25 protein-coding genes are annotated in these 22,044 nt (G+C 64.6%); 19 read left to right on the forward strand and 6 right to left on the reverse strand.

The genetic code is table 11. The features are described from left to right. Positions 1-3: 3 nt before the first annotated feature. Genes LB525_RS02820 through motA form a run of 6 tightly spaced genes read right to left on the reverse strand, consistent with a single transcriptional unit; the run spans position 4 to position 4,894 of the window. Positions 4-447 carry a hypothetical protein gene (locus LB525_RS02820; RefSeq protein WP_224543316.1) on the reverse strand — a complete coding sequence of 148 codons (444 nt, stop codon included), beginning with the start codon at positions 445-447 and terminating at the stop codon, positions 4-6. Positions 448-464: 17 nt separating this feature from the next. After that, positions 465-1,547 carry a flagellar biosynthesis protein FlhB gene (flhB, locus tag LB525_RS02825; protein WP_224543318.1) on the reverse strand — a complete coding sequence of 361 codons (1,083 nt, stop codon included), beginning with the start codon at positions 1,545-1,547 and terminating at the stop codon, positions 465-467. A gap of 24 nt (positions 1,548-1,571) precedes the next feature. Further along, positions 1,572-2,594 carry a flagellar motor switch protein FliG gene (locus tag LB525_RS02830; RefSeq protein ID WP_095766392.1) on the reverse strand — a complete coding sequence of 341 codons (1,023 nt, stop codon included), beginning with the start codon at positions 2,592-2,594 and terminating at the stop codon, positions 1,572-1,574. Positions 2,595-2,637: 43 nt separating this feature from the next. After that, positions 2,638-3,018, reverse strand: a complete 381-nt coding sequence (gene fliN / locus LB525_RS02835; protein ID WP_140541755.1) for a flagellar motor switch protein FliN — start codon at positions 3,016-3,018, stop codon at positions 2,638-2,640. Positions 3,019-3,048: 30 nt separating this feature from the next. Continuing rightward, the gene (locus tag LB525_RS02840; protein ID WP_318012384.1) at positions 3,049-3,984 is read right to left on the reverse strand and encodes a FliM/FliN family flagellar motor switch protein; all 936 of its coding nucleotides are present in this window, start codon (positions 3,982-3,984) and stop codon (positions 3,049-3,051) included. 34 nt (positions 3,985-4,018) lie between these two features. Continuing rightward, positions 4,019-4,894, reverse strand: coding sequence for a flagellar motor stator protein MotA (motA, locus tag LB525_RS02845; RefSeq protein ID WP_224543321.1), 876 nt, complete (start codon positions 4,892-4,894; stop codon positions 4,019-4,021). A gap of 148 nt (positions 4,895-5,042) precedes the next feature. On the opposite strand from motA, the gene LB525_RS02850 reads away from it, so the two are divergent. The 19 genes from LB525_RS02850 (at position 5,043) to LB525_RS02940 (ending at position 21,940) form a co-directional block, all read left to right on the forward strand. Continuing rightward, positions 5,043-6,164: a DUF1217 domain-containing protein gene (locus LB525_RS02850; protein WP_224543322.1), complete on the forward strand. Its 1,122-nt coding sequence runs from the start codon at positions 5,043-5,045 to the stop codon at positions 6,162-6,164. Positions 6,165-6,171: 7 nt separating this feature from the next. Next, positions 6,172-6,894, forward strand: a complete 723-nt coding sequence (flgF, locus tag LB525_RS02855) for a flagellar basal-body rod protein FlgF (protein ID WP_224543323.1) — start codon at positions 6,172-6,174, stop codon at positions 6,892-6,894. Positions 6,895-6,898: 4 nt separating this feature from the next. After that, entirely contained in the window at positions 6,899-8,305 is a 1,407-nt protein-coding gene (gene fliI, locus LB525_RS02860; protein WP_224543326.1) for a flagellar protein export ATPase FliI, read from the forward strand. Further along, entirely contained in the window at positions 8,286-9,062 is a 777-nt protein-coding gene (locus LB525_RS02865) for a hypothetical protein (protein WP_224543327.1), read from the forward strand. The genes fliI and LB525_RS02865 overlap by 20 nt, the downstream gene beginning before the upstream one ends. A 195-nt stretch (positions 9,063-9,257) precedes the next feature. Beyond that, positions 9,258-9,638: a flagellar basal body rod protein FlgB gene (gene flgB / locus LB525_RS02870; protein ID WP_140542872.1), complete on the forward strand. Its 381-nt coding sequence runs from the start codon at positions 9,258-9,260 to the stop codon at positions 9,636-9,638. A 2-nt stretch (positions 9,639-9,640) separates the two neighbouring features. Beyond that, positions 9,641-10,057, forward strand: a complete 417-nt coding sequence (gene flgC, locus LB525_RS02875) for a flagellar basal body rod protein FlgC (RefSeq protein WP_095766383.1) — start codon at positions 9,641-9,643, stop codon at positions 10,055-10,057. After that, the gene (locus LB525_RS02880; protein WP_095766382.1) at positions 10,057-10,386 is read left to right on the forward strand and encodes a flagellar hook-basal body complex protein FliE; all 330 of its coding nucleotides are present in this window, start codon (positions 10,057-10,059) and stop codon (positions 10,384-10,386) included. Before flgC ends, LB525_RS02880 begins: the two co-directional genes overlap by 1 nt. 4 nt (positions 10,387-10,390) lie before the next feature. Beyond that, complete coding sequence (gene flgG / locus LB525_RS02885) at positions 10,391-11,179, forward strand: flagellar basal-body rod protein FlgG (RefSeq protein WP_224543328.1); 789 nt, start codon at positions 10,391-10,393, stop codon at positions 11,177-11,179. A gap of 3 nt (positions 11,180-11,182) precedes the next feature. Beyond that, entirely contained in the window at positions 11,183-11,707 is a 525-nt protein-coding gene (flgA, locus tag LB525_RS02890) for a flagellar basal body P-ring formation chaperone FlgA (protein WP_224543329.1), read from the forward strand. Between the two features lie 149 nt (positions 11,708-11,856). Then, complete coding sequence (locus tag LB525_RS02895; protein ID WP_224543542.1) at positions 11,857-12,945, forward strand: flagellar basal body P-ring protein FlgI; 1,089 nt, start codon at positions 11,857-11,859, stop codon at positions 12,943-12,945. 2 nt (positions 12,946-12,947) lie between these two features. Next, positions 12,948-13,559 (forward strand): MotE family protein, encoded by a 612-nt coding sequence (locus LB525_RS02900; RefSeq protein WP_095766378.1) that lies wholly within the window; start codon positions 12,948-12,950, stop codon positions 13,557-13,559. Continuing rightward, positions 13,556-14,260: a flagellar basal body L-ring protein FlgH gene (gene flgH, locus LB525_RS02905; protein WP_095766377.1), complete on the forward strand. Its 705-nt coding sequence runs from the start codon at positions 13,556-13,558 to the stop codon at positions 14,258-14,260. The genes LB525_RS02900 and flgH overlap by 4 nt, the downstream gene beginning before the upstream one ends. 18 nt (positions 14,261-14,278) lie before the next feature. Then, positions 14,279-14,773 carry a flagellar basal body-associated protein FliL gene (gene fliL, locus LB525_RS02910; protein WP_095766376.1) on the forward strand — a complete coding sequence of 165 codons (495 nt, stop codon included), beginning with the start codon at positions 14,279-14,281 and terminating at the stop codon, positions 14,771-14,773. Then, positions 14,770-15,501 (forward strand): flagellar type III secretion system pore protein FliP, encoded by a 732-nt coding sequence (fliP, locus tag LB525_RS02915; protein WP_095766375.1) that lies wholly within the window; start codon positions 14,770-14,772, stop codon positions 15,499-15,501. Before fliL ends, fliP begins: the two co-directional genes overlap by 4 nt. Positions 15,502-15,745: 244 nt before the next feature. Then, positions 15,746-16,732, forward strand: coding sequence for a flagellin (locus tag LB525_RS02920; RefSeq protein ID WP_095766374.1), 987 nt, complete (start codon positions 15,746-15,748; stop codon positions 16,730-16,732). A gap of 259 nt (positions 16,733-16,991) precedes the next feature. Continuing rightward, positions 16,992-18,062, forward strand: coding sequence for a flagellin (locus LB525_RS02925; RefSeq protein ID WP_224524346.1), 1,071 nt, complete (start codon positions 16,992-16,994; stop codon positions 18,060-18,062). 174 nt (positions 18,063-18,236) lie between these two features. Continuing rightward, a complete protein-coding gene (gene fliF, locus LB525_RS02930) occupies positions 18,237-19,895 on the forward strand; it encodes a flagellar basal-body MS-ring/collar protein FliF (protein WP_224543331.1) in 1,659 nt (552 codons plus the stop codon). A 3-nt stretch (positions 19,896-19,898) separates the two neighbouring features. Then, complete coding sequence (locus LB525_RS02935) at positions 19,899-20,525, forward strand: hypothetical protein (protein ID WP_224543333.1); 627 nt, start codon at positions 19,899-19,901, stop codon at positions 20,523-20,525. Further along, positions 20,522-21,940: a MotB family protein gene (locus tag LB525_RS02940; RefSeq protein WP_224543334.1), complete on the forward strand. Its 1,419-nt coding sequence runs from the start codon at positions 20,522-20,524 to the stop codon at positions 21,938-21,940. The genes LB525_RS02935 and LB525_RS02940 overlap by 4 nt, the downstream gene beginning before the upstream one ends. The last annotated feature ends 104 nt before the right edge of the window (positions 21,941-22,044 follow it).

A 22,044-nucleotide genomic window follows, 5' to 3' on the forward strand; every position in this document is an offset into this window, starting at 1 on the left:
CTATCAATCACAGGGGAATGCCAGCGGCTCGGTCCTGCGGATGCGAGCCTCTTCGATCGCGTCCTCGAGCAAGGCCGTGTTGTGCTCGGGCGTCTCGCCAGGCTTCTCGAACGACACGTAGTTGACCGTCACGGCTGCCTCGCGCTCGATCAGCGTAAGCTGGAAATAGACCGTCACGCCGCGCGGCCGAAGCTCGAGGTCGAGCACGATGCGCGGGCTGCCGCTCCAGTCGACATGCGCCTCGCCGCCATGGCCGAGCCGCAGCATGCCCGGCCGGAAGTAGAGCTCGGCCGCCGAATCCACCAGGTCCGAGAGGCAGGCGAAATGCTCAAGCCGGATGAAGGCGATATAGTCGGCAACGTCGATGAGCCTCAATTCGCCCACCACGGGCTCGATGGCGCTGGCGACGATCAGCTCGCGGGAATTGGCGTGTGGTTGCCGGTCCATGGGTTAGCGGCGTCCGTTCATTGGGTTGCTTTTCGCGCTGCCTTCTTCGAGTAGACGATCCGCACCAACTCGGCGACCGCCTGGTAGAATTGCGACGGGATCACGCTATCAACCGAAACTTGCTTGTACATGGAGCGCGCGAGCGCCACGTCCTCGAAGATCGGGATGTTGTTCTCCCTGGCGATCTCACGGATCTTGAGCGCCACCAGGTCCTGTCCCTTGGCCAGCACGATTGGCGCGGAATCCTCCTCGCGCACATATTTCAGCGCGATCGAATAGTGCGTCGGATTGGCGATCACCAGCGTCGCGCGCGGCACGGCCGTCATCATGCGTTTGCGCGCCCGGTCGCGCGCCAGCGAGCGCAGCCGCGACTTGACGATCGGATCGCCTTCCGACTGCTTCAGCTCGTCCTTGACTTCCTGCTTGGTCATGCGCAGGTCGCGCCGCCAGTGGAAACGCGACCAGACGATGTCGACCACCGCGATCAGCCCCATGACGAAGACGATCGCCACCAATATGTCGACGAAGATGCCGCGTATGACCAGGCCGAACGAGACCGGATTGGTGATCATGCCGGCGAGCAGCTTGCGATGGTCTTCCGAGAGCGTGAAGGTCAATACCGCGATAGCGAAGCCGAGCTTGGCCAGCGACTTCAGGAACTCGACCCAGCCCTGCACGCCGAACATCCGGCTCCAGCCCTTGGCGATCGAGATGCGCGACAGCTGCGGCCTGATCCGCTCGCCGACGATTTGCGGCATGTTCTGGAACACCGAGGCGCCGATGCCGGCAACCGTCAGCAGCACCAGCAGGCTGACGACGGCGCCGCCGATCTCGACCAAGACCTGCTTGTAGAGCGAGATGACGTCGGTCTCGGTGTCCATCGGCCAGGCTTCCGGCTTTTCCAGGAACGTCGACAGGAACATGCCGAGATCGACGATCGCGTCCTTGGCGTAGAAGACGGCGAAAACCAGTATGGCGAGGAAGGAGGCAAAGATCGCGGTCTCACGCGAATGGGGCAGCTTGCCCTGTTCGATCGTGTCGCGGATCTTCTTTTCTGTGGCTTCCTCTGTTTTGGAATCCTTGTCGACCGCTTCAGCCATGGCGTCCTGACCGGGCTATGATCGTCAGGCGGCTTCGGCGGTGGCGGTCTGCGTCGAGGGCAGCTCGAAAGCCCCTTCGCGCGACAGCCGGATGGCGGCGACCGATATGCTCTTGCGCGCCGCCATGATGTCGGCAAGGGCAATGCCTTCCGATCCTTGTCCGAGCTCGGATTCGATCATGCGGCGGGAGCGTGCGCCGATCGCCGAGAGCACCGATTCGGCGAGTTCCGGCGGCGCGCCGCGCAGCGCCAGCGTGACCAGTTCTGTCGATAGCCCGTCGAACAGCAGAACCCGGGCTTTTTGCGGCAGCAGCGGCAGATCGTCGAAGGCGAACAGCCGCGACCTGACGCCGGCGAGATCTGGCGTGCCGGCTTCCTCCAGGTCCTGCATAAGGTCGTCCAGTTCCGGCTTCGCCATTTCATTGAGCATGCTGGCGACGCGCTCCTGGCCGGCAGTGGTGTCCCGGCTGGCTTTCTGCGACAGCACGCTCACGCGCAACTGGTTCTCGACGATCCGCGATGCCGCGTCCGGGATGTTGGCCATTGTCACCATGCGCTTGATGATCTGGCTGCGCATTGGTTTTTCCATGGTGAGCAGCACGTTGGCGGCTGTCTGCGGCGCAAGCTTCGACAGCACCATGGCCGATGTCTGCGGATGCTCGCCCGCAAGGAAGGAGCCGAGACGCGCCGGCTCGAGCTTCTCGAGGTCCGGCCAAATCGGCGCGGGTCCTTCCGGGACCGGCTCGAACTTCTTGTCGCCCATGATGGCGCTCATCTCCTCGGGCGACAGCGATTCGTTGAGGATCGTATCCATCCGGTCGGCTGAATCGAGCAGGCCGGCGCCCTCGGTGAACTCGGCTTCGAACTCGGCGACGATCCGTTCCAGATCAGCCTGCGGAATGGTGCGTAGGAGACGCGCGCCCTCGATCAGCGCCTTCAGCTCGTCTTGTTTGAAGAATTTGAGCAGGCGGCTGGCCGCGGGCTTGCCCATGGCCACCAATATGGCCGCCGCCTTTTGCGGACGTGTGAGCGCCAATGCCGTCGTCATGCGTGTTGTCCTCGCTGCCGATTGGTCCGCCCGCCGGCCATTCTCAGGCGCTCTTCGTCGCGGCGATGATTTCGGTGAGCCGGATACCGAAACGCGTCGGATCGCTTTCCAGCACCGTGATCTCGCCGCGCGCTATTCTGCGGCCGTTGACCACGACGTCGACCGGCTCGCCGATGCGGCGGTTGAGCGCGACGGTGGAACCCTTTTGCAGCGCCATCAGCTCCGACACGGGCATCTCCGTGCTGCCGAGGATGATCTGCACGTCGACCGGAATGGTCATGATGATCGAGGAATTGGCACCCGAATACAGCGCCCCATCCGGGCGCTTTTCCTCTTCCCGCAGCACGCCGCGCAGTTCCTCGATGGCGCGGTCGAGCTGTTCGTCGGGCTGATCGGGTTCGGCTTCCACCTTGGTTTTTGCCATCTGTCGTCTCCATGAATCCCGTGCCTGGCGTCAGCCCGGCATCAGTCCGTCGATGAAATCCTGCCCGGCATCATGCGGATGGCTGATGCGGACGGTGTAGTTCTGCCCCAGCTTGCCGAACTCGCAGACAAACAGGGTCTTGTCGCGGGCGCTGAGCCTGGCGTTGAGCTGGGCGTTCTCCTCCAATTCGATCACCTGGCCGGGCTCGAACGCGGCGAGGTCGCCGAGCGTCAGCCGGGCGAGCGGCATCGTCGCTTCGAGCCGGACGGTCGAGCGCATCACCTCTTCGGAGAAGCGGGCCCGCCAGTCGAATTCACTGGCTTCGCCTTCTTCGGTTCTGGCGGTGGCTCCGCGCGTAGACAGAAGGACGCGTTGCGGAACCATCACGGTGATGGTTCCGGTATCAGTCGGCGTGGAGACACCGAACACGATGCGGACCGCGGCGCCGTCGCGCAGCACGCGCCGCCTCGCTTCGCCGCCCGACGTCGCCTTTGGCACCGGCAGGCGCAGCTCGAGCGAGCGCTTGCCGGATCCGTTGAGCGCCGCCGCGACCTCCTGGAACACCATGGTCGCGACATCGGCCTCGATCTGCGACAGGTCGCGCTCGATCGGCGCCACCGGCTGGTCAGGATCGCCGCCGAACAGCGCGCTCACCATGACGGCCACCGCATGCGCATCCATCACCAGCGTCATGGCGTCGGCCGAGGCCGGCGAGGACACGATGGTCAGCGCGAAGGCATCGCCGGCGCGCGAACGCGCCTCTGGAACGCGGCCGACCTCTACCACTTGCAGATCGACGGTCACCGCCGCGCCGAGTTCTGCGACAAGCGCCTTCTGCAGCAACGGCAGCGCCCGCTCGGCCATGCCGCGGCCGACGCCGATCACCTGCGCCGCCTCGCCGCTGTCGCCGACGAGCCGCTCGATGATCAAGGCCCGCGTTTCTGACGGACTGGCCGGACTGGTCATGACGGCAGGCGGCCCTGTCTGCGCTGCTGCATGCTCAGGCCGCCTTCTTCTCGGCGCTGCCGGTGTTCATTGTGCTCTGCTCGACGGCATCGATGGTCGGACGCTCGTAGGAGGATATGGTCTTGCGGCCGAATTCGATCGCCACCTGCGGCAGGGCGCCGTTCATATACGCAAGCAGCGTCTGTTTGACGATGATGTAGAGGCGGTTCTTCTTTTCGCGCACCGTCTTGATCTTGGTGGCCACCGGACCGACCACAGCATAGGACAGGAAGATGCCGAGGAAGGTTCCGACGAGTGCCGCGCCGATCAGGCCGCCGAGGATTTCCGGCGACTGGTCCAGCGCACCCATCGCCTTCACCACGCCGAGCACGGCCGCGACGATGCCCAGCGCCGGCAGGCCGTCGCCGACCGCGACCATCGCGTGGTAGGCCTTCAGCTTGTCGGTACGGATCGTCTGGATCTCCTCGTCCATCAGCGCCTCGATCTCATGCGAGCGGGCGTTGCCGATGATGATGATGCGGCAGTAGTCGCAGATGAAATGGGTCAGGTCGTGGTTCTTCAGCACGGTCGGAAAGGCCTGGAAGATGGCCGACTCCTCCGGATTGTCGATATGCGCCTCGACCTCGCTGCGCGACTTCGAGCGCAGCTCGCGCATCAGGCTGTGCAGGACGCCCAGCGTCTCGAGGTAGTCGCGCTCCTTCGGCACCGCCTGCTTGAAGGCTTCGAGAATGCCCTTGCCGGTATCCTTGACCGTCTTCATCGGATTGGCGACGAGGAAGGTGCCGAGCGCGGCGCCGCAGATCACCACCGCTTCCCACGGCTGCAGCAGCACATGCAGGTGGCCGCCCATGGCCATGAAGCCGCCGAGAACGCAGCCGAGCGTCACCACAAGTCCGATCAGAATGCCCACGACAGGTCCTTCCGCATGTCACATCGTGGATCAGGGATAGTCCTCGTGCCTTGTGTGAGGCTTGAATCGCAGGCATCGGAAGCGATTCAGCTTCGCGCAAGGAAGTGACACTATTGTGCGGGGATAGCTTCGGCCGGAGGCACGCCCTTTGCTTAGTACCTACCTCAGCTACCAGTTGATCGCCAAAGACATCCCTAAGTCAATCGCCCGCATCGAGCAGCAGCCGACGGTCGATCGCGATACTCAATACTATCTGGCCAACATCACCAAGGTGAAATCGATCGACGATTTCGTCAACAACGACCGCCTGTTCAAATACGCCATGAAGGCCTACGGGCTGGAGAACATGGACTATGCCAAGGCCTTTATGGTCAAGGCGTTGAAGGAAGGCGTCTCGAATCCCGACAGCTTCGCCAACAAGCTGACCGACAAGCGCTACGCGCAGTTTGTCGCCGCATTCAACTTCGCGGCGGATGGCGCCGATGCGACGGTCTACAATCCGGCGCAGCAGCTGGTCACGAAGAACTACGCAATGCAGGCTGAGATCGCCGGTCTCGACCCGGATTCGGACTATGTGAAGGGCGAGACGACATATTATCTCGCCAACATCACCAAGGTGAAATCGGTCGACGACCTGATGTCGAACGACCGGCTCTACACCTACGCGCTGGCCGCATTCGGTCTCGACTCCGCCACCGAAGACAAGGACCTGATCAGGCAGGTCCTTGAGGGCGGTGTGCGCGATCCGGACAGCGTTGCCAACAAGCAGACCAACAAGGCCTATGCCGGGCTGGCCTCGGCCATCAACTTCGAGCAGTACGGCGCAAATGCCACCACCTATGTTCCAGCGCAGCAGCCGACCGTCGACAAATACCTGCGCCAGACCTTGGAAGAGGACGCCGGCCAGACCAACGAGGGCGTGCGGCTGGCGCTCTATTTCCAACGCAAGGCGCCGGACATCACCAGCTGGTACGACGTGCTGGCCGACACCGCTTTGGCCAGCGTGGCGCGTACCGCGCTCGGCCTGCCCGATTCCTTCGCTACCGCCGACATCGACAAGCAGGCGCAGCTGTTCGAGCAGAAGCTCGACATCAAAGACTTCACCGACCCCGAGAAGCTCAGCAAATTCCTGACCCGCTTCACCAGCATGTACGAGATCAACCACCCCACCTCGACAGCGGTGACGTCGGTCAGCGTGCTCTTCGCGCAGCCGACCAGTGTCGGCATATCCACCGACCTGATGATGGCCATGCAGCAGTTGAAGTTCTGAGAAGATCATGCAGGATAGCCTTTACGTCGCCCTTTCCTCGCAGATCGCGCTCGAGCGCCGTCTCGACACCATCGCCGACAACGTCGCCAACGCCTCGACCATTGGCTTTCGCGCCACCGGCGTGAAGTTCGAGGACGTGGTTTCGGGAACCGGGCCGAAGTCCGTTTCCTTCGCCTCCTCCGGCAAGACCTATCTTTCCGGCGCGCATGGCGCGCTGACCGAAACCGGCAACCCGTTCGACTTCGCCGTCCAGGGCGATGCCTGGTTCGCCATCGAGACGCCCGCCGGCACGGTGATGACGCGCGACGGCCGCTTCTCCATGAACGAGAACGGCGAATTGATGTCGATCGAAGGCTACCCCGTCCTGGACGGCGGCGGCGCCCCGATCCAGCTCGATCCGCGCAACGGCCCGCCCAAGGCGGGCGCCGACGGCTCGCTCAGGCAGAACGATCAACTGGTCGGCGCGATCGGCCTCTATAATTTCGACCCCGGCGAGAATTTCGTCCGCTATGGCAATTCGGGTGTCGTTCCGGCGCGCACGCCCGAACCCGTCACCGACCGCTCGGACGTCGGTATCGCCCAAGGGTTTCTGGAAGAGTCGAACGTCAACCCGGTGCTGGAAATGACTCGGCTGATCCAGGTGCAGCGCGCTTTCGAGAACACGGCGGCGCTGATGCGGCAGGCCGATTCCTCCACCGACGACGCGATCAAGACGCTCGGCTCGAAGTGACGGCATGGCGACCGGCTCGTCCCTGTTGCGCGCTTCCGACAGCCCGGCGGCCACTGAACGGACCGACAGGCTGGCCGCGCTCGAACGCGTCTGGCGGCGGTTCGACGATCCGCAGGCGCTGCTTTCACGCGGCGGCCGCGTCGCCGAGATATCGCCGACGCATTACAAGGTCCGCGGCCTGTCCGGGATTGCCAGGCTCGGCGACATCGTCGAGCAGCGCGGCAAGGCCGGCGCACGCCGCGGCGAGATCGTCAAGATCGGCAGCGACGAGGTGGTGGTCGCGCCTTTCGAACGCAGCGCCGACGCCGGCATCGGCGACGTCGTTTTCCGCCGCGGCCCGCTCGCGGTCGCACCGCATGTCTCCTGGCGCGGGCGCGCCATCGATGCCTTGACGCGGGTCATAGACGGCGGACCGCCGCTGATCAGGCCGAATGCCGCAGGTGCTGCGGACGGGGCGACACCCGGCGCCTTGGCACGTCAGCGCGTCGGCACCGGCTTCCTCACCGGCGTCAGGGTCATAGACATCTTCACGCCGCTCTGCTTCGGCCAGCGGCTCGGCATCTTCGCCGGCTCCGGCGTCGGCAAGTCGACGCTGCTTGCGATGCTGGCCGGCGCCGAGGCCTTCGATACGGTGGTCGTGGCGCTGATCGGCGAGCGCGGCCGCGAGGTGCGCGAATTCCTCGAGGATACGATCGGCGCCCAGAGCATGGCCAAGACCGTCGCCGTCGTCGCCACCAGCGATGAAAGCGCCATGATGCGCCGGCGCGCGCCTGACACCGCCATGTGCGTGGCCGAGCATTTCCGCGACCAGGGCCATCGCGTGCTGCTGGTGCTGGATTCCATCACCCGCTTCGCCCATGCGCTGCGTGAGGTGGCGACCGGAACCGGCGAGCCGCCGGTCGCGCGCGGCTATCCGGCTTCGGTGTTCACCGACCTGCCGAAGCTGCTCGAGCGAGCCGGGCCGGGGGCCGAAGGCAAGGGTTCGATCACCGCCATCATTTCCGTGCTGGTCGACGGCGACGACCACAACGATCCAGTCGCCGATTCGGTGCGCGGCATCCTCGACGGCCACGTCGTGCTCGACCGCGCGCTTGCCGAGCAGGGTCGTTATCCGCCGGTCAATCCGCTGTCGTCGATCTCGCGCCTCGCCGACAAGGCTTGGAGCGCGGAGCAGCGCATGCTGGTGACAAAGCTGAAATCGATGATCGCGCGCTTCGAGGACACGCGCGACATCCGTCTGCTGGGCGCTTACCAGAGCGGCGCCGATGCCGAGCTCGACATCGCGGTGCGCCAGGTGCCGCTGATCTATGAGGCGCTCACGCAATCGCCGAGAGACCGCGCATCGGCCGATCCGTTCGCCGACCTCGCCCGCCACCTCAAGGGGAAGCTCAATGGCGATCAAGGAGACTGAGCTCCAATACACCGAGCGCATGTTGCGCGACATGCTTGCCGAGGCCGAGGCGGCGGAGAAAGCCGCTGCCGATGAAGCAAGAATTGCCAGGAACAGAGCCGCGCGCGCCGGGACGGAGAAGGCGACGGCTCTTCTAAACAGAGCCAACAGGCCGCATCCGCCGAGGGCGACCGCCGATATGGCACAGGCCAGCCGCGATTCGTTGCTCGACGGGCTTTTTCCTCACACCGAGTGGCCTGAGCCGCCGAAAGCCCAGTTCCCGCGCCTCGCCGACAAGAGCGCGGATCGCCGCAGCGATTTCGTCATCGCCGCGCTCGGCATCACGCTCGGGCTGATCTGCGCCTTGTTTCCCTGGTACATTTTCTTCAACCAGGAGCAGTTCGGCGTTCAGGCCATCAAGTTCGGCGGCAGCGGCAGCAATTCCGGACGCGAGGGTGGCGGCGTTGTGGCCGAACGCAGCGGGCCGCTGACGGTCAACGACATTCCAAATGCCGATATCGACCTGTTTGCCACCGGAACGGTGCAGGACGACCCCGCGCCGGCGCCTGGCGAACAGCCCTTCCCGGCCGCCGCTTCGGAATTCAAGATGGTGCATGCCGCCAACGGCCGCGCGATGATCGAGGACGATACCGGTCTGTGGATCGTGCAGCGCGGCTCCGTCCTGCCGGATTCCAGCCGCGTCGCCTCGATCGAGCAGCGCGGCGGCAAATGGGTGATCGTCACCAGCGCCGATAAGGTGATCCAGCTCTCGAAGTAGCCGCTAGATCATGATGCCGAAAAGTGTGAAGCGGTTTTCGGACGACGTCGTGCTCTATTCCTTGATTTAGAAGAGGATTCAGATTTCAGGTCCATAGACCTGAAATCATCCGGCTCCAGGGCGCAAGCCCACCCCGCGCAAGGTCCACGCAAGACTGGCCGCCTAGTCTTGCGCGTACTTGCCCGGGAGATTCCCATGGAACCCGTAAATCTTTTCGATCTCGCCACGCGGCAGTCGCAATGGCTGGCCGTGCGCCAGTCGGCGATTGCCTCCAACATCGCCAATGCCAACACGCCCGGCTACACCGCCAATGACGTCGAGCCCTTCGAAAAGGTCCTCGACCGGACCGCGGTGACGCTTGCCGCCACGCAGACTGGCCACCTTGGCGCCGAAAGGGCCAATGCCGGCTTCAACGTCAAGCCCGAGGACCCTGACGGCGCGATCATGCCGTCGAAGAACACCGTGGTTCTCGAACAGGAGTTGATGAAAGCCGGCGAGGTCCGCCGCTCCTTCGAGCTCAACACGGCGATCGTCAAGGCCTTCCACTCGATGATGACGATGGTGGTGAAGAGCTGATCATGGATGCGCTGACTGCAGCCCTCAAAGTCGCGGCATCCGGCCTTGGCGCCCAGTCCGAGCGGCTGCGCGTGGTCTCGGAGAACCTTGCCAACGCCCAGTCGACCGGCAGCACGCCCGGCGCCGATCCCTATCGCCGCAAGACCATCACCTTCCAGTCCGAGGTCGACCGCGCAACCGGCGGCTCGCTGGTGGAAGTCAACGCGATCTCCCGCGATCCTTCGGACTTCCCGATCGAATTCCAGCCCGGCAACGAAGCCGCCGACGCCAAAGGGTACGTCAAGATGCCCAATGTCAACACATTGGTCGAAATGGCCGACATGAGCGAGGCGAACCGCTCCTATGAAGCCAACCTGCAGGTCATCAAGCAGGCTCGCGATCTGATTTCCATGACCATCGACCTGATGAGGAACCAGTAATGATCGGCGGTATCGGGGCAATACAATTCAAGACGGCGGTTGACGGGGCGGAGCAGGCGTCACCGAACCTGCTGCAGGGCGGCGTCGGAACGCAGACCGGCGAAAGCGTCGGCAGCAGCTTCGCCGAGGTGCTCAGCCAAGCGGCGACGAAGACCGTCAACACCCTACAGGGCGCCGAGCAGATGTCGATACAGGCCCTGAAGGGCGACGCCGATACGCGCCAGGTCGTCGATGCGGTGCTGAGCGCCCAGCAGGCGCTGCAGACCACCATCGCGATCCGCGACAAGGTCGTCTCGGCCTATCTCGAAATCAGCCGCATGAGTATCTAGCGTCATGAAAGCCCTTGCCATCGCCGCCACCGGCATGAACGCCCAGCAGACCAACCTGGAAGTCATCGCCAACAACATCGCCAACATCAACACCACCGGCTACAAGCGGGCGCGGGCCGAATTCTCCGACCTGCTCTACCAGGTCGACCGCACCCAAGGGGTGCCCAACCGTTCCAACACCTCGCTGGTGCCGGAAGGCGTCTCGATCGGTCTTGGCGTCAAGACGACGGCGGTGCGCAACGTCCACACGCAAGGCGAGCTGACCAGCACCGGCAACAGCTTCGACCTGGCGTTGACCGGCAGGGGCTGGTTCCAGATCGAGGGCGCCGATGGAGCCACGCTCTACAGCCGCGCCGGCGCCTTCAACACCAACGCCACCGGGCAGCTCGTGACGGTCGACGGCGCGAATGTCATTCCGGCCATCTCTGTGCCGACCGACGCGGTCGAGGTGATCGTCAACAAGACAGGCCAGGTCTTCGCCCGCGTCCAGGGCCAGACGGACCTCCAGCTGCTCGGCCAGCTTCAGATCGCCAACTTCGCCAACGAGGCGGGCCTGGCGCCGCTCGGCGACAACCTCTTCCAGGAAACGGCCGCCTCAGGCCCGGCCAATGTGGGCGTCCCCGGCGATCCGGGCTTCGCCACGATCCAGCAGGGCTATCTCGAATCCTCCAACGTCGATCCGGTGAAGGAAATCACCGAGCTGATTTCGGCGCAGCGCGCCTACGAAATGAATTCCAAGGTCATCCAGGCCGCCGACGACATGGCCTCGGTTGTCTCCAAGAACATCAGGTAACGGATGATGGCCGGGCCGATCTCCTCCGCACTCCGTCGCGCCGTGCTGGCCACCGCCCTGGTGGCCGCCGGCACGCCGGCTTTGGCGCAGGACCCGACCGGCGAGTCGGCAAACCAGATCGCCGCCGGCCAGGTCGTCGGCGAGGCCGTGCTGATCCCCAACCGGGTCATCTATCCCGGCGAGACCATCGAGCCCGCCTCGCTCAAGCAGGTGACGCTCATCCCGGGCAAGCACAAGCCGGACGGCATGGCGACGCGCTCCGAGGAGCTTCAGGGTAAGGTTGCCAAGCGCACGCTGCTGCCCGGCCGCTACATCCCGGTGACCGCCATCCGCGACGCCTGGCTGGTCGAGCAGGGCGCTTCCGTGCAGGTCTATTTCACCGCCGGCGCGCTCACCATTTCGGCCGCAGGCGTCACGCTGCAACCAGGTGCTGCCGGTGACCAGATCAAGATCCGCAACACCGACAGCGGCAAGATCATCTCCGGCACGGTGATGGCCGACGGCACCATCAAGGTCGGCGCTTCGTGATGCGCGCCTTTGTTCTTCTGCTGAGCGCCGCCATCGGCCTGCAGCCGGCATTCGCGGATGGGCTGACGCCCAAGGCCAAGCGGGAGCTCGCGCAGAAAAACGGCGGTGTCTACGACGATCCGGAATACGATCCGGCCACCACCCAGCGCATGTTCCGGGTCTCGACCGGCTCAAGCACGCTGCCGCCCGGCCAGGTCGCGGCGCGCATCAAGGACATCGCCCAGTTGCAGAGCGCGCGCGACAACCAGCTCGTCGGCTATGGCCTGGTCATCGGCCTCGCCGGAACCGGCGACAGCCTGCGCAACTCGCCGTTCACCGAACAGTCGATCCGCGCCATGCTGGAGAATCTCGGCATTGCCACTGAAGACGGCCGCGCGCGCGCCAAGAACGTGGCGGCCGTCATCGTCACCGCCAACATGCCGCCCTTCGTCCAGTCGGGCAGCCGTATCGACATCGACGTCTCCTCGATGGGCGACGCCACCTCGCTCGCCGGCGGCACGCTGGTGATGACGCCGCTGAAGGCGGCCGACGGCGAAATCTATGCCGTCGGGCAGGGCTCGGTGATCGTCGGCGGTTTCACCGCCCAGGGCCAGGCCGAGCAGTTGACGCAAGGCGTGCCGACCGCCGGCCGCGTGCCGAACGGCGCTATCGTCGAGCGCTCGGTGCCGGCCGAGTTCGATGATCAGGGCGTGTTGACGCTGCAATTGCGCAATCCCGATTTCTCGACCGCCATCCGCATCGCCGACGCCATCAACGACTACACCTCGCAGCGCTTCGGCATGCGGGTCGCCGCCGAACGCGATGCCCGCACGGTGCAGATCAGGCGGCCGAGGAATGTCTCGGCCGCGCGTTTTTATGCCGAGATCGAAAATCTCGTCGTCGAATCCGACGCCCCTGCCCGCGTCGTCATCGACGAGCGCACCGGCACCATCGTCATCGGCAGCAATGTCAGGATCTCGCGCGTGGCGATCAGCCACGGCACCCTCACCGTGCGCATCACCGAAGCGCCGAAGGTGGTTCAGCCGGAACCCTTCTCCAGGGGTCACACCGCCGTCGAGCCCTTCACCGCCATCGAGGCGAGCCGGCCCGACGCCCGCGTTGCCGTGCTCGACGGTCCCGACCTCGAAACGCTGGTCTCGGGCCTCAATCGCCTCGGCGTGAAGCCCGACGGCATCATAGCCATCCTGCAAGGCATCAAATCGGCCGGCGCCTTGCAGGCCGATCTGGTTCTCCAATAGGCATGCCGATGATCGCGCTTTCCTCCCTAACACCCCGCCGCCACCTGAGCTTCCGGGCCATCGCAGCAATGGTTGCTCTGCTTGGCGGCACCGCTGCCCATGCGGACGAGGTACGACAGGTGTTGCCGGGCGGTCAGGCGCCGGTTCAGCCGGCACAGCTCACACATGAAAACGCGCCGCTTCAGCCGGCTGCGCTCGCAGGCGGCAAGGCGCCGGACGAAAGCGAGATCCAGCGCTTCTGTTCCAACATCGCGGACGCCGCGCGCGACCGCCGCTACGCTCTCCAGGCCGAGGAATTGAAGCAGCTGCAGGCCGGCATCGACGAGCGCATGAAAGCGCTGGAGGCAAAGCGGGCCGAATACGAGGAATGGCTGAAGCGCCGCGAGGTGTTCCTGGCGCGTGCCGAGGACGGCGTCGTCAAGATCTATGCCGGCATGAAGCCCGATGCCGCCGCCGAACGTCTGGCGATGGTCAACGCCGAGCTCGCGGCGGCCATCCTGATGAAGCTCGATTCGCGCAAGGCCGGCGTTATCCTGAACGAAATGGACCAGAAGGCGGCGGCGACGCTCACCGGCATCATGGCCAGCGCGGCGCGAAGGGTTGATCCGTCATGAAGTTGAAATTGCTGGCCCTGATCGCCCTCGCCACCCTGGCCGGCTGCGGTACCGATCTCAGGGAGGTCGGCAGGGAGCCCGCTTTGTCGCCGGTCGGCTCCGGCATCGGCGAAGGTGGTTCCGGCCCTTACAGCTACCCCGAGCCGCCTGTCTCCCGGCCGAAGAAATTCTCGCTGTGGGACGATCGCCAGAGCCGGCTGTTTACCGACCCGCGCGCGCTGCGCGCCGGCGACATCCTGACCGTCAACATCAGGCTCAACGACAAGGCCAATTTCAAGAACCAGAACGACCGCAGCCGCACCGCCGCGCGCAAGCTTGGCTATGACATCAATCTCGGATGGGAAAAGGCAAGCACCAGCGGCAAGGGCGACGCCGGCCTGAGCTCCAGCACCGAGACCAATGCCGATGGGGAGATCAAACGTTCGGAAAATCTCGAGCTCAATGTCGCCGCTGTCGTGACAGACGTGCTGCCCAACGGCAATCTGATGATCAGGGGCTCGCAGGAGGTCCGCGTCAATTACGAGCTTCGGGTGCTGACAATCGCCGGCATGGTCCGTCCGTCCGACATCGGCGCGGAAAACACCATCCCCTACGAGCGCATCGCCGAGGCGCGCATTTCTTATGGCGGCCGTGGCCGTGTGAGCGAGGTCCAGCAGCCTGCCTATGGCCAGCAGATCCTCGACCAGGTTCTTCCTTTCTAGGGCCGGGAGAGCGCTGCCGTGGCAAACGTCGAGCAAATCCAGCCCAAGAAGGGACCTTCCCTGGCGATCCAGCTCGCCATGCTGTTGGCCATGACCGGCGCGGCCGTCGGCATGGGTTGGCTTTCCGGCGGCTATCTCAAGCAAGGCGAAACGCCGGCAGCGGTGCCCGCAGCTCCGGAAAACGCCGGTGCCGCGGAAAAACCCGCCGAAGGCGGCAAGGTGGGCGCCGGGCCAGCGCTGGTGCAGCTGGCGCCGATCACCACCAATCTCGCCTCGCCGTCGGAAGTCTGGATCCGGCTGGAGGCGTCGCTGCTCTACGATGCCCCGCAGCCGCAGGAGATGACCGAGCAGATCCACCAGGACCTGCTCGCCTATGTGCGCACGCTCAAGCTGCATCAGATAGAAGGCGCCAGCGGCTACCAGCATCTCAAGGCCGATCTCGAGGAGCGCGCGGCGCTGCGCAGCGGCGGCCACGTCAAACAGGTTCTCGTCAGGACGATGCTGCTCGAATGAGAAAGTTCCTCATAGCCACGGCGCTCATCGTCGTCACCACCTCCGTCGCCGCGGCTCAGCAGCTCGATCTTGGCGGCATCGGCAAGGCCGACGGCACGACCGTCGGCTATCTGATTCAGATGTTCGGCCTGCTCACCGTGCTCTCGGTGGCCCCGGGCCTTTTGATCATGGTGACGAGCTTCACCCGCTTCGTCATCGCCTTCTCGATTCTGCGCGCCGGCATCGGTCTGCAATCGACGCCGGCCAACCTGATCCTGATCTCGCTGTCGCTGTTCATGACGTTCTATGTCATGGCGCCGACCTTCGACCAGGCCTGGAACACCGGCGTCAAGCCGCTGATGGACAACCAGATCACGCAGGGCGAGGCGTTCGAGAAGATTTCCGGCCCGTTCCGCGACTTCATGCTGCACAATGTGCGCGACAAGGATTTCGACCTCTTCGCCGACCTCGCTCGCGAGCGCGGCCAGACCGTCTCGCGCGAGACTGTCGACCTGCGCATCCTGGTGCCGGCCTTCATGATCTCGGAGATCCGCCGCGGCTTCGAGATTGGCTTCCTCATCGTCCTGCCGTTCCTCGTCATCGACCTGATCGTTGCCACCGTCACCATGGCCATGGGCATGATGATGCTGCCGCCGACGGTGGTATCGCTGCCGTTCAAGATCCTGTTTTTCGTGCTGATCGACGGCTGGAACCTTCTGGTCGGCAGCCTGGTACGATCCTTCACCTGATCGTTCCCGCCGGACCGCACAAGCATGCCGCGCCACGCCTCGACAGCTTGAGCAAGCTGCGCGCAAATCTTCCAACATTATTTTCGATTAACCGTCCGATTTAGGTCTTTGGTAGCAACTTGCCGCCATAGTCGCCTGCAGATGGCGGGTGACCCAATTGAGCGGTCATTGGCATGATGCCGCACCGTCATACCGGACATGCCGGTATGTCAAAAAATCCGTGTAAAAATAAGGTACGAGTACCATGGCCAGTATCATGACCAATGCCTCGGCGCTGACCGCGCTGCAGAGCTTGAACGCCACCCAGAAGAACCTCGACACCACCCAGTCCCGCATCTCGACGGGTTATCGCGTTTCCCAGGCTTCCGACAACGCCGCTTACTGGTCGATTGCCACCACGATGCGCTCCGACAACCAGGCCATGTCCACCGTTTCGGACGCGCTCGGCCTCGGCGCCTCGAAGGTCGACACCGCCTACACCGGCATGGACAGCGCGATCACGACCATCAACCAGATCCAGCAGAAGCTGACCGCTTCCTACGGCCAGACGGATGCTTCGAAGGAAAAGACCCAGGTCGAAATCGCCGCTCTTCAGAAGCAGCTGAAGGCCTATGCCGACGGCGCCACCTTCTCCGGCACCAACATGCTGTCCGTCTCGACGGCTTCAGGCACGGCGGCGGACGTCAAGATCGTCTCGGCCTTCAACCGCAGCGCCGCTGGCGCGGTTTCGATCTCGACGATCGACGTCAATGTGGAAAGCATCAAGCTCTATGACTCGGGCGCTGCCCCGACCTCGAAGGGTATCCTCGATGCGGCTCGCCTCGGCACCACCGGCGCGACGACCGCCACGGCTCAGAACCCGACCTTGGGTGCAGCTCCCGCAGCCGGCGATACCTATTCGGTTGCCAGCCTGGCCATCTTCTCGGGCACCACCGCTGCCAGCGACGCTCAGATCCAGCAGATGATGAACGTCGTCGACGCCGCGCTCAAGGACATGACCAACGCCGCCACCAAGCTCGGCGCCGCCAAGAGCTCGATCAACCTGCAGAAGACCTTCACCTCGAGCCTGATGGACTCCATCGATCGCGGCGTCGGCCAGCTCGTCGATGCCGACATGAATAAGGAATCGACCCGCCTCCAGGCGCTGCAGGTTCAGCAGCAGCTTGGCGTCCAGGCGCTGTCGATCGCCAACGGCTCGTCGCAGTCGATCCTGTCGCTCTTCCGCGGCTGATCGCTTCATACTGACCGGACCAAAGCATCGGGCCGCGCCAAAAGCGCGGCCCGATTTGCGTTTGCTCAAGGCTCGCGCAACCCTCGTTCCCTAACCTCTCGGAAGCCTACTTTTAACAGGCCATTAACCATATCGCGCTAGGTATGGTTAACCAATCACTTAGGTTGTCGAATCGGCCCGACCGGCACGATTCGCAACCCATGGACAGGTCGAGACCCGGCCTGCGTGGCATGCCGGCTTTTGAGAAGGAGCGAGTTTCTTGGCGAGCATCATGACGAACGCTGCGGCGTTGACTGCACTTCAAAGCCTCAACGCCACCAACAAATCGCTCGAGCAGACGCAGGCCCGGATCTCGACCGGCTACCGGGTCTCCGAGGCCTCCGACAACGCCGCCTACTGGTCGATCGCCACCACCATGCGCTCCGACAATTCGGCGCTGTCGACTGTGCAGGATGCGCTCGGTCTCGGCGCCTCGAAGGTCGACACCGCCTATACCGGCATGAACAACGTCCTTTCGACGATCGGCCAGATCAAGACAAAGCTTTTGTCGGCTGTCGGCCAATCGGGTGCCAACAAGGCCAAGACGCAGACCGAAATCACCACGCTGCAGGCGCAGATGAAATCCTTCGCCGATGCCGCCACCTTCTCCGGTTCGAATTACCTTTCGGTCACGTCAACCCAAGTCGCGGCCGCCAATGACGGCGTCCAGCCCGACGCCCAGATCGTCTCCTCGTTCAACCGCTCCTCGTCCGGCGCCATCTCGCTCGGAACCATCGACATCAATGTCGAGAGCACCAAGCTGTTCGATTCCGGCCTCGCAACGGCTGTCAAGAACCAGGGCATTCTCGATCGCAAGACTTCGATCTATTCCACCGCTGCGGACCAGTCGGCATATGATGCCGCTTACGCGGCCTCGATCGCCGGCGGCGCTACCGACATCGCCGCCAACACCGCGGGCCAGGCCGCTGTGTCGGGCTCGCCCGTCAAGATCGACAACGTCTCCGCCTTCAATCTCGACATCACGGCGACGGGCGTGACCGACGACATCATCACGCAGATGGTCACCAAGATCGACAACGTCATGAGTCAGCTTACCGACGCCGCCACCGTGCTCGGCGCCGCCAAGAGCTCGATCGACCTGCAGAAGACCTTCACCCAGAGCCTGATGGACTCCATCGACCGCGGCGTCGGCCAGCTCGTCGATGCCGATATGAACAAGGAATCGACCCGCCTTCAGGCGCTGCAGGTGCAGCAGCAGCTCGGCATCCAGTCGTTGTCGATCGCCAACAGCTCCTCGCAGTCGATCCTGGCGCTGTTCAAGAACGGCTAATCGGCAGAAATATTCCGACCGGCGAAAGGCCGCGCCACGGGCGCGGCCTTTTTCATTTTTCGATAAGAGCCGGGTCGACGCTTTGCTGGAACCTTCGGCGGCACGCCTATCATCCTCGCACAAGCTTCGCGGTCTAGTCTTCCGGCGGACAGTCATGCTGGGAGCGGTTGAATCGTGCCGGAACAGATCCAGAGCGTCATCGCGAATTTGAAGAGCTTCGGCGTGAGGCGTCTGGCGCTCATGGGCGGCATCGCGGCCCTGGTCATGGCCGTCATCGGCATCGCGTCGGTCTATCTCAACCGCCCGGCCTATGAGACGCTCTATGTCGGCCTCGAGCGTTCCGACGTCAATCAGATCGGACTGGTGCTGGCCGACGCCGGCATCGGCTTCGATGTCGGCTCCGACGGCACATCCGTGATGGTGCCGGCCGGCACCACCGCGCAGGCGCGCATGCTGCTTGCCGAGAAAGGCCTGCCGACCAGCGCCAACGCCGGCTATGAGCTGTTCGACAATGTCGGCTCGCTCGGCCTCACCTCCTTCATGCAGCAGATCACCCGCGTGCGCGCCCTGGAAGGCGAGATCGCGCGCACCATCCAGTCGATCTCCGGCGTCAAGGCGGCTCGAGTCCACATCGTCATGTCCGAGCGTGCCAATTTCCGTCGCGACGAGCAGCAGCCCTCCGCCTCGGTGGTCATCCGCTATGCGGGCAGCGATGCCGAGAAGAGCGCCATGTCGATCCGCCACCTCGTCGCCGCGGCCGTTCCCGGCCTCTCGGCCGACAAGGTCACCGTGCTCGATTCCAACGGCAATCTTTTGGCCGCCGGCGACGACCCGTCGAACACGAGCGCCGCGCGCACGCTGGGCGTCGAGCAGACGGTCGAGGCGCAGATCGGCGACAACATCCGCCGTGCGCTCACCCCTTATCTCGGCCCGGACAATTTCCGCGCCAGCGTCAAGGCCGACGTCAATACCGACACGCGCCAGACCGAGGAGACGATCTTCGATCCGAACTCGCGCGTCGAGCGTTCGGTGCAGTCAGTGAAGACCAACGAGGCCAGCAACCAGAAGCAGGCTTCGACCCCGACCAGCGTCGAGCAGAACCTGCCCGAGACGCAGACCACCACCACCGAGGGCCCGCAATCCACCTCGCAGAACGACCGCAAGGAAGAGATCACGAACTACGAGATCAATTCCAAGAAGATCGCCACCGTCTCCAACGGTTACACGGTCAACAAGATGTCGATCGCGGTCGTCGTCAACCAGGACCGCCTGAAGACCATCCTCGGCAAGGACGCCACGCCGGAGCAGATCGCCAAGCGAGTCGCCGATATCCAGAAGATGGTCGCCTCGGCGACCGGCTTCGACGACAAGCGCGGCGACATCATCGACGTCTCGGCGGTCGAATTCATCAACGGCCTCGACGGCGAGCCGATAGATCAGCCTGGCATTCTCGCCTCGATCGGCACCTATACCGGCACGCTGATCAATGCCGGCGCCTTCATCGTCGTCGTCTTCCTGGTGGCGTTCTTCGGCCTCAAGCCGATGGCCGCCGCGCTGACGGCGTCGGCAAGGCCTGCGGCCATTGCCGGCCCGAGCTTCGACGACGTGCAGCGTTCCTTGCCGACCCCCGATGCGCCGGTCGCCGCGATCACCGCCGAGACCCCGGGCGGCGCCATGCCCGGCGCGCGCGCCGGTGCAACCCCGCTCGATGACCTGCGCCAGAAAATCCGGCCGGCGCCGCAGGACCGGCTTGCCCGCATGGTCGACCTCAACGAGGAGCGCACCGCGCAGATTCTGCGCAAATGGGCAGCCGTCCCGGAAGCCGTAGGTTAGGCTATGGCCTCGGCAGCCCTCTTCGATCTCCTGCCCGATTTTGGTTCGCGCACGCCGCGTGCCAATCAGGCGCCGACCGCGCGCGACGCCGAGCATCTGCCGGCCGCGCCGGAGCCGCAGGCCGATATCGGCACGCTGATCGCCGAGGCCGTGGCCGACGCGGAGGCAGCGCTCGAGGCGCGCCTCGCGCTGGCCCATCAGGCAGCGCTCGACGCCGAGCGCCAGGCCAGCGACCAGGCCGCGCAAACTTTCCTTGAGAGCTTCGGCGGCGATCTCGGCGCCGCCGTCGCCACGCGCATCGAGGCCATGGAGCAGCGCGTTGCCGAGCTTGCCGGCGCAACCGTCGCCCGTATCGTCGGCGGCCTTCTCAGCGACGACCTGCAGCAGCGTTCGCTCGCCGCCCTTTCCCGCGCCATCAGTGCGGCGGTCGCCGACAGCGAGGCCGTGCGCATCGCTGTCCGCGGCCCGTTGTCGCTGTTCGAGCCGCTTCAGGCGGCGCTCGGATCCCGCGCCGCCAATCTCGATTTCACCGAGGCGCCGGGCTTCGACCTAACCGTCACCATCGACGAAACCGTGTTCGAGACGCGTATCGCCGAGTGGTCGGCGTCCTTGTCGGAGGTCCTGTCATGAGCGCCGTCGACCATGCCGACCCCCGGCACGAGATCATCATCGTCAAGCGCAATCACGACGGTCATGACGACGGTCACCATGGTGGCGTATGGAAGATCGCCTTCGCCGACTTCATGACGGCGATGATGTGCTTCTTCCTCGTCATGTGGCTGATCAACGCCGCCAACGAGCAGACCAAGGCGGCCGTCGCCAGCTATTTCAATCCGGTCGAGCTGATCGATCGCAACTCCAGCCGAAAGGGCCTGGAAGATTTGGGCGACGGCCCGAGCAAGGTCGGATTGACCGCGGACAACCCGCAGCAGGGCGCGACCAAGGCGGGCGATGACGGCAAGGGCGGCGCCGGTTCCTCCGAACGTCGCCAGACCAAGGCCGGGGCGCAGGATGCCCAGCTGTCCGACGAAAAGCTGTTCGCCGATCCCTACGCGGTGCTGGCGGAGATCGCCGCCGATACGGGCGTGATGCAGAACATCAGCGCCAAGGGCGAAGGCGGCGCTCAGGCGGCCGGTCCGGCTACCGGCGCGTCCGGCGGCGAATCCTATCGCGATCCGTTCGCACCGGATTTCTGGTCGCAGCAGGTGGCGGCGCCCGGCGCCGAGGCCACCGCCGAACGCGCCAGGATCGAGGGCGATCCGGTCAAGCCCGGCGAGAAGGTCGCCGCCGTCGCGATGCCGAAGGTGAAGGTCGTTCCGGCCGCTCCTGCCCTGACGGCCGCGCCGCTGGAGCCGCTGGCAAGCCCGGAAAAGACCGACGCCAAGAGCGGGCCAAAAGCTGCGCAAGGCGACGCCGGGAAGCTGTCGGGCGAAGCAAACAAGACCGAGAAAGCCCAAACCGGGAAAGCTGAAGCCGACAAGCGCGAGGCTGCAGCGGCCGACAGCAAAGCCGAAACTGGGAAGGCGGAAAAGACCGAACCCGAGCAAGCCGCCGACAAAGGCGAAAAGGCGCCGAGCAAAGCCGCTCTTCAGGAAGCGGCGGATATCAAGAAGGAGCTCGCCAAGGCATTCCTGCCGGGTGAAAAGCTCGCCGACGGCGTCTCGGTCGAGGCCACCGACAAGGGCGTCGTGATTTCGATCACCGACCAACTCGATTTCGGCATGTTCGAGATCGGCTCGGCCATGCCGCGCCGCGAGCTGGTGCTGGCGATGGAAAAGATCGGCCGCATCGTCAACCAGAAGAAGGGCACCATCACCATCAGCGGCCACACCGACGCGCGGCCGTTTCGCAGCGACACTTACGACAACTGGCGGCTGTCCACCGCGCGCGCCCATTCGGCCTACTATATGCTGGTGCGCGGGGGCGTCGACGAAAGCCGCATCACCGAGGTCGCGGGCTTCGCCGACCGGAAGCCAAAGATCGCCTCCGATCCGATGGCTGCCGCGAACCGACGCATCGAAATCCTGATGGCGGCCGGCGGATGAGGGCCAGGACCGTCATCGGCCGTTCGATGAAGCGCTTCACCGTGTCAGCGAAACGGCGAACCGCTCCATCTCTTTGCCTTGGCGCAATTCCGAACGGAAAACCG

This window comes from Mesorhizobium sp. CA16 (assembly GCF_020165175.1).
Lineage (GTDB): Bacteria > Pseudomonadota > Alphaproteobacteria > Rhizobiales > Rhizobiaceae > Mesorhizobium.

Coding starts and splice junctions, on each gene's coding strand:
- flgA (WP_224543329.1), top strand. CDS start 11,183: ATGATGGCCGGGCCGATCTCCTCCGCACTCCGTCGCGCCGTGCTGGCC.
- flgG (WP_224543328.1), top strand. CDS start 10,391: ATGAAAGCCCTTGCCATCGCCGCCACCGGCATGAACGCCCAGCAGACC.
- LB525_RS02940 (WP_224543334.1), top strand. CDS start 20,522: ATGAGCGCCGTCGACCATGCCGACCCCCGGCACGAGATCATCATCGTC.
- LB525_RS02820 (WP_224543316.1), bottom strand. CDS start 447: ATGGACCGGCAACCACACGCCAATTCCCGCGAGCTGATCGTCGCCAGC.
- LB525_RS02865 (WP_224543327.1), top strand. CDS start 8,286: ATGGCGATCAAGGAGACTGAGCTCCAATACACCGAGCGCATGTTGCGC.
- flgB (WP_140542872.1), top strand. CDS start 9,258: ATGGAACCCGTAAATCTTTTCGATCTCGCCACGCGGCAGTCGCAATGG.
- flhB (WP_224543318.1), bottom strand. CDS start 1,547: ATGGCTGAAGCGGTCGACAAGGATTCCAAAACAGAGGAAGCCACAGAA.
- flgC (WP_095766383.1), top strand. CDS start 9,641: ATGGATGCGCTGACTGCAGCCCTCAAAGTCGCGGCATCCGGCCTTGGC.
- fliN (WP_140541755.1), bottom strand. CDS start 3,018: ATGGCAAAAACCAAGGTGGAAGCCGAACCCGATCAGCCCGACGAACAG.
- LB525_RS02935 (WP_224543333.1), top strand. CDS start 19,899: ATGGCCTCGGCAGCCCTCTTCGATCTCCTGCCCGATTTTGGTTCGCGC.
- flgF (WP_224543323.1), top strand. CDS start 6,172: ATGCAGGATAGCCTTTACGTCGCCCTTTCCTCGCAGATCGCGCTCGAG.
- LB525_RS02840 (WP_318012384.1), bottom strand. CDS start 3,984: ATGACCAGTCCGGCCAGTCCGTCAGAAACGCGGGCCTTGATCATCGAG.
- flgH (WP_095766377.1), top strand. CDS start 13,556: ATGAAGTTGAAATTGCTGGCCCTGATCGCCCTCGCCACCCTGGCCGGC.
- LB525_RS02900 (WP_095766378.1), top strand. CDS start 12,948: ATGCCGATGATCGCGCTTTCCTCCCTAACACCCCGCCGCCACCTGAGC.
- fliP (WP_095766375.1), top strand. CDS start 14,770: ATGAGAAAGTTCCTCATAGCCACGGCGCTCATCGTCGTCACCACCTCC.
- fliI (WP_224543326.1), top strand. CDS start 6,899: ATGGCGACCGGCTCGTCCCTGTTGCGCGCTTCCGACAGCCCGGCGGCC.
- LB525_RS02895 (WP_224543542.1), top strand. CDS start 11,857: ATGTTCCGGGTCTCGACCGGCTCAAGCACGCTGCCGCCCGGCCAGGTC.
- LB525_RS02830 (WP_095766392.1), bottom strand. CDS start 2,594: ATGACGACGGCATTGGCGCTCACACGTCCGCAAAAGGCGGCGGCCATA.
- LB525_RS02920 (WP_095766374.1), top strand. CDS start 15,746: ATGGCCAGTATCATGACCAATGCCTCGGCGCTGACCGCGCTGCAGAGC.
- LB525_RS02880 (WP_095766382.1), top strand. CDS start 10,057: ATGATCGGCGGTATCGGGGCAATACAATTCAAGACGGCGGTTGACGGG.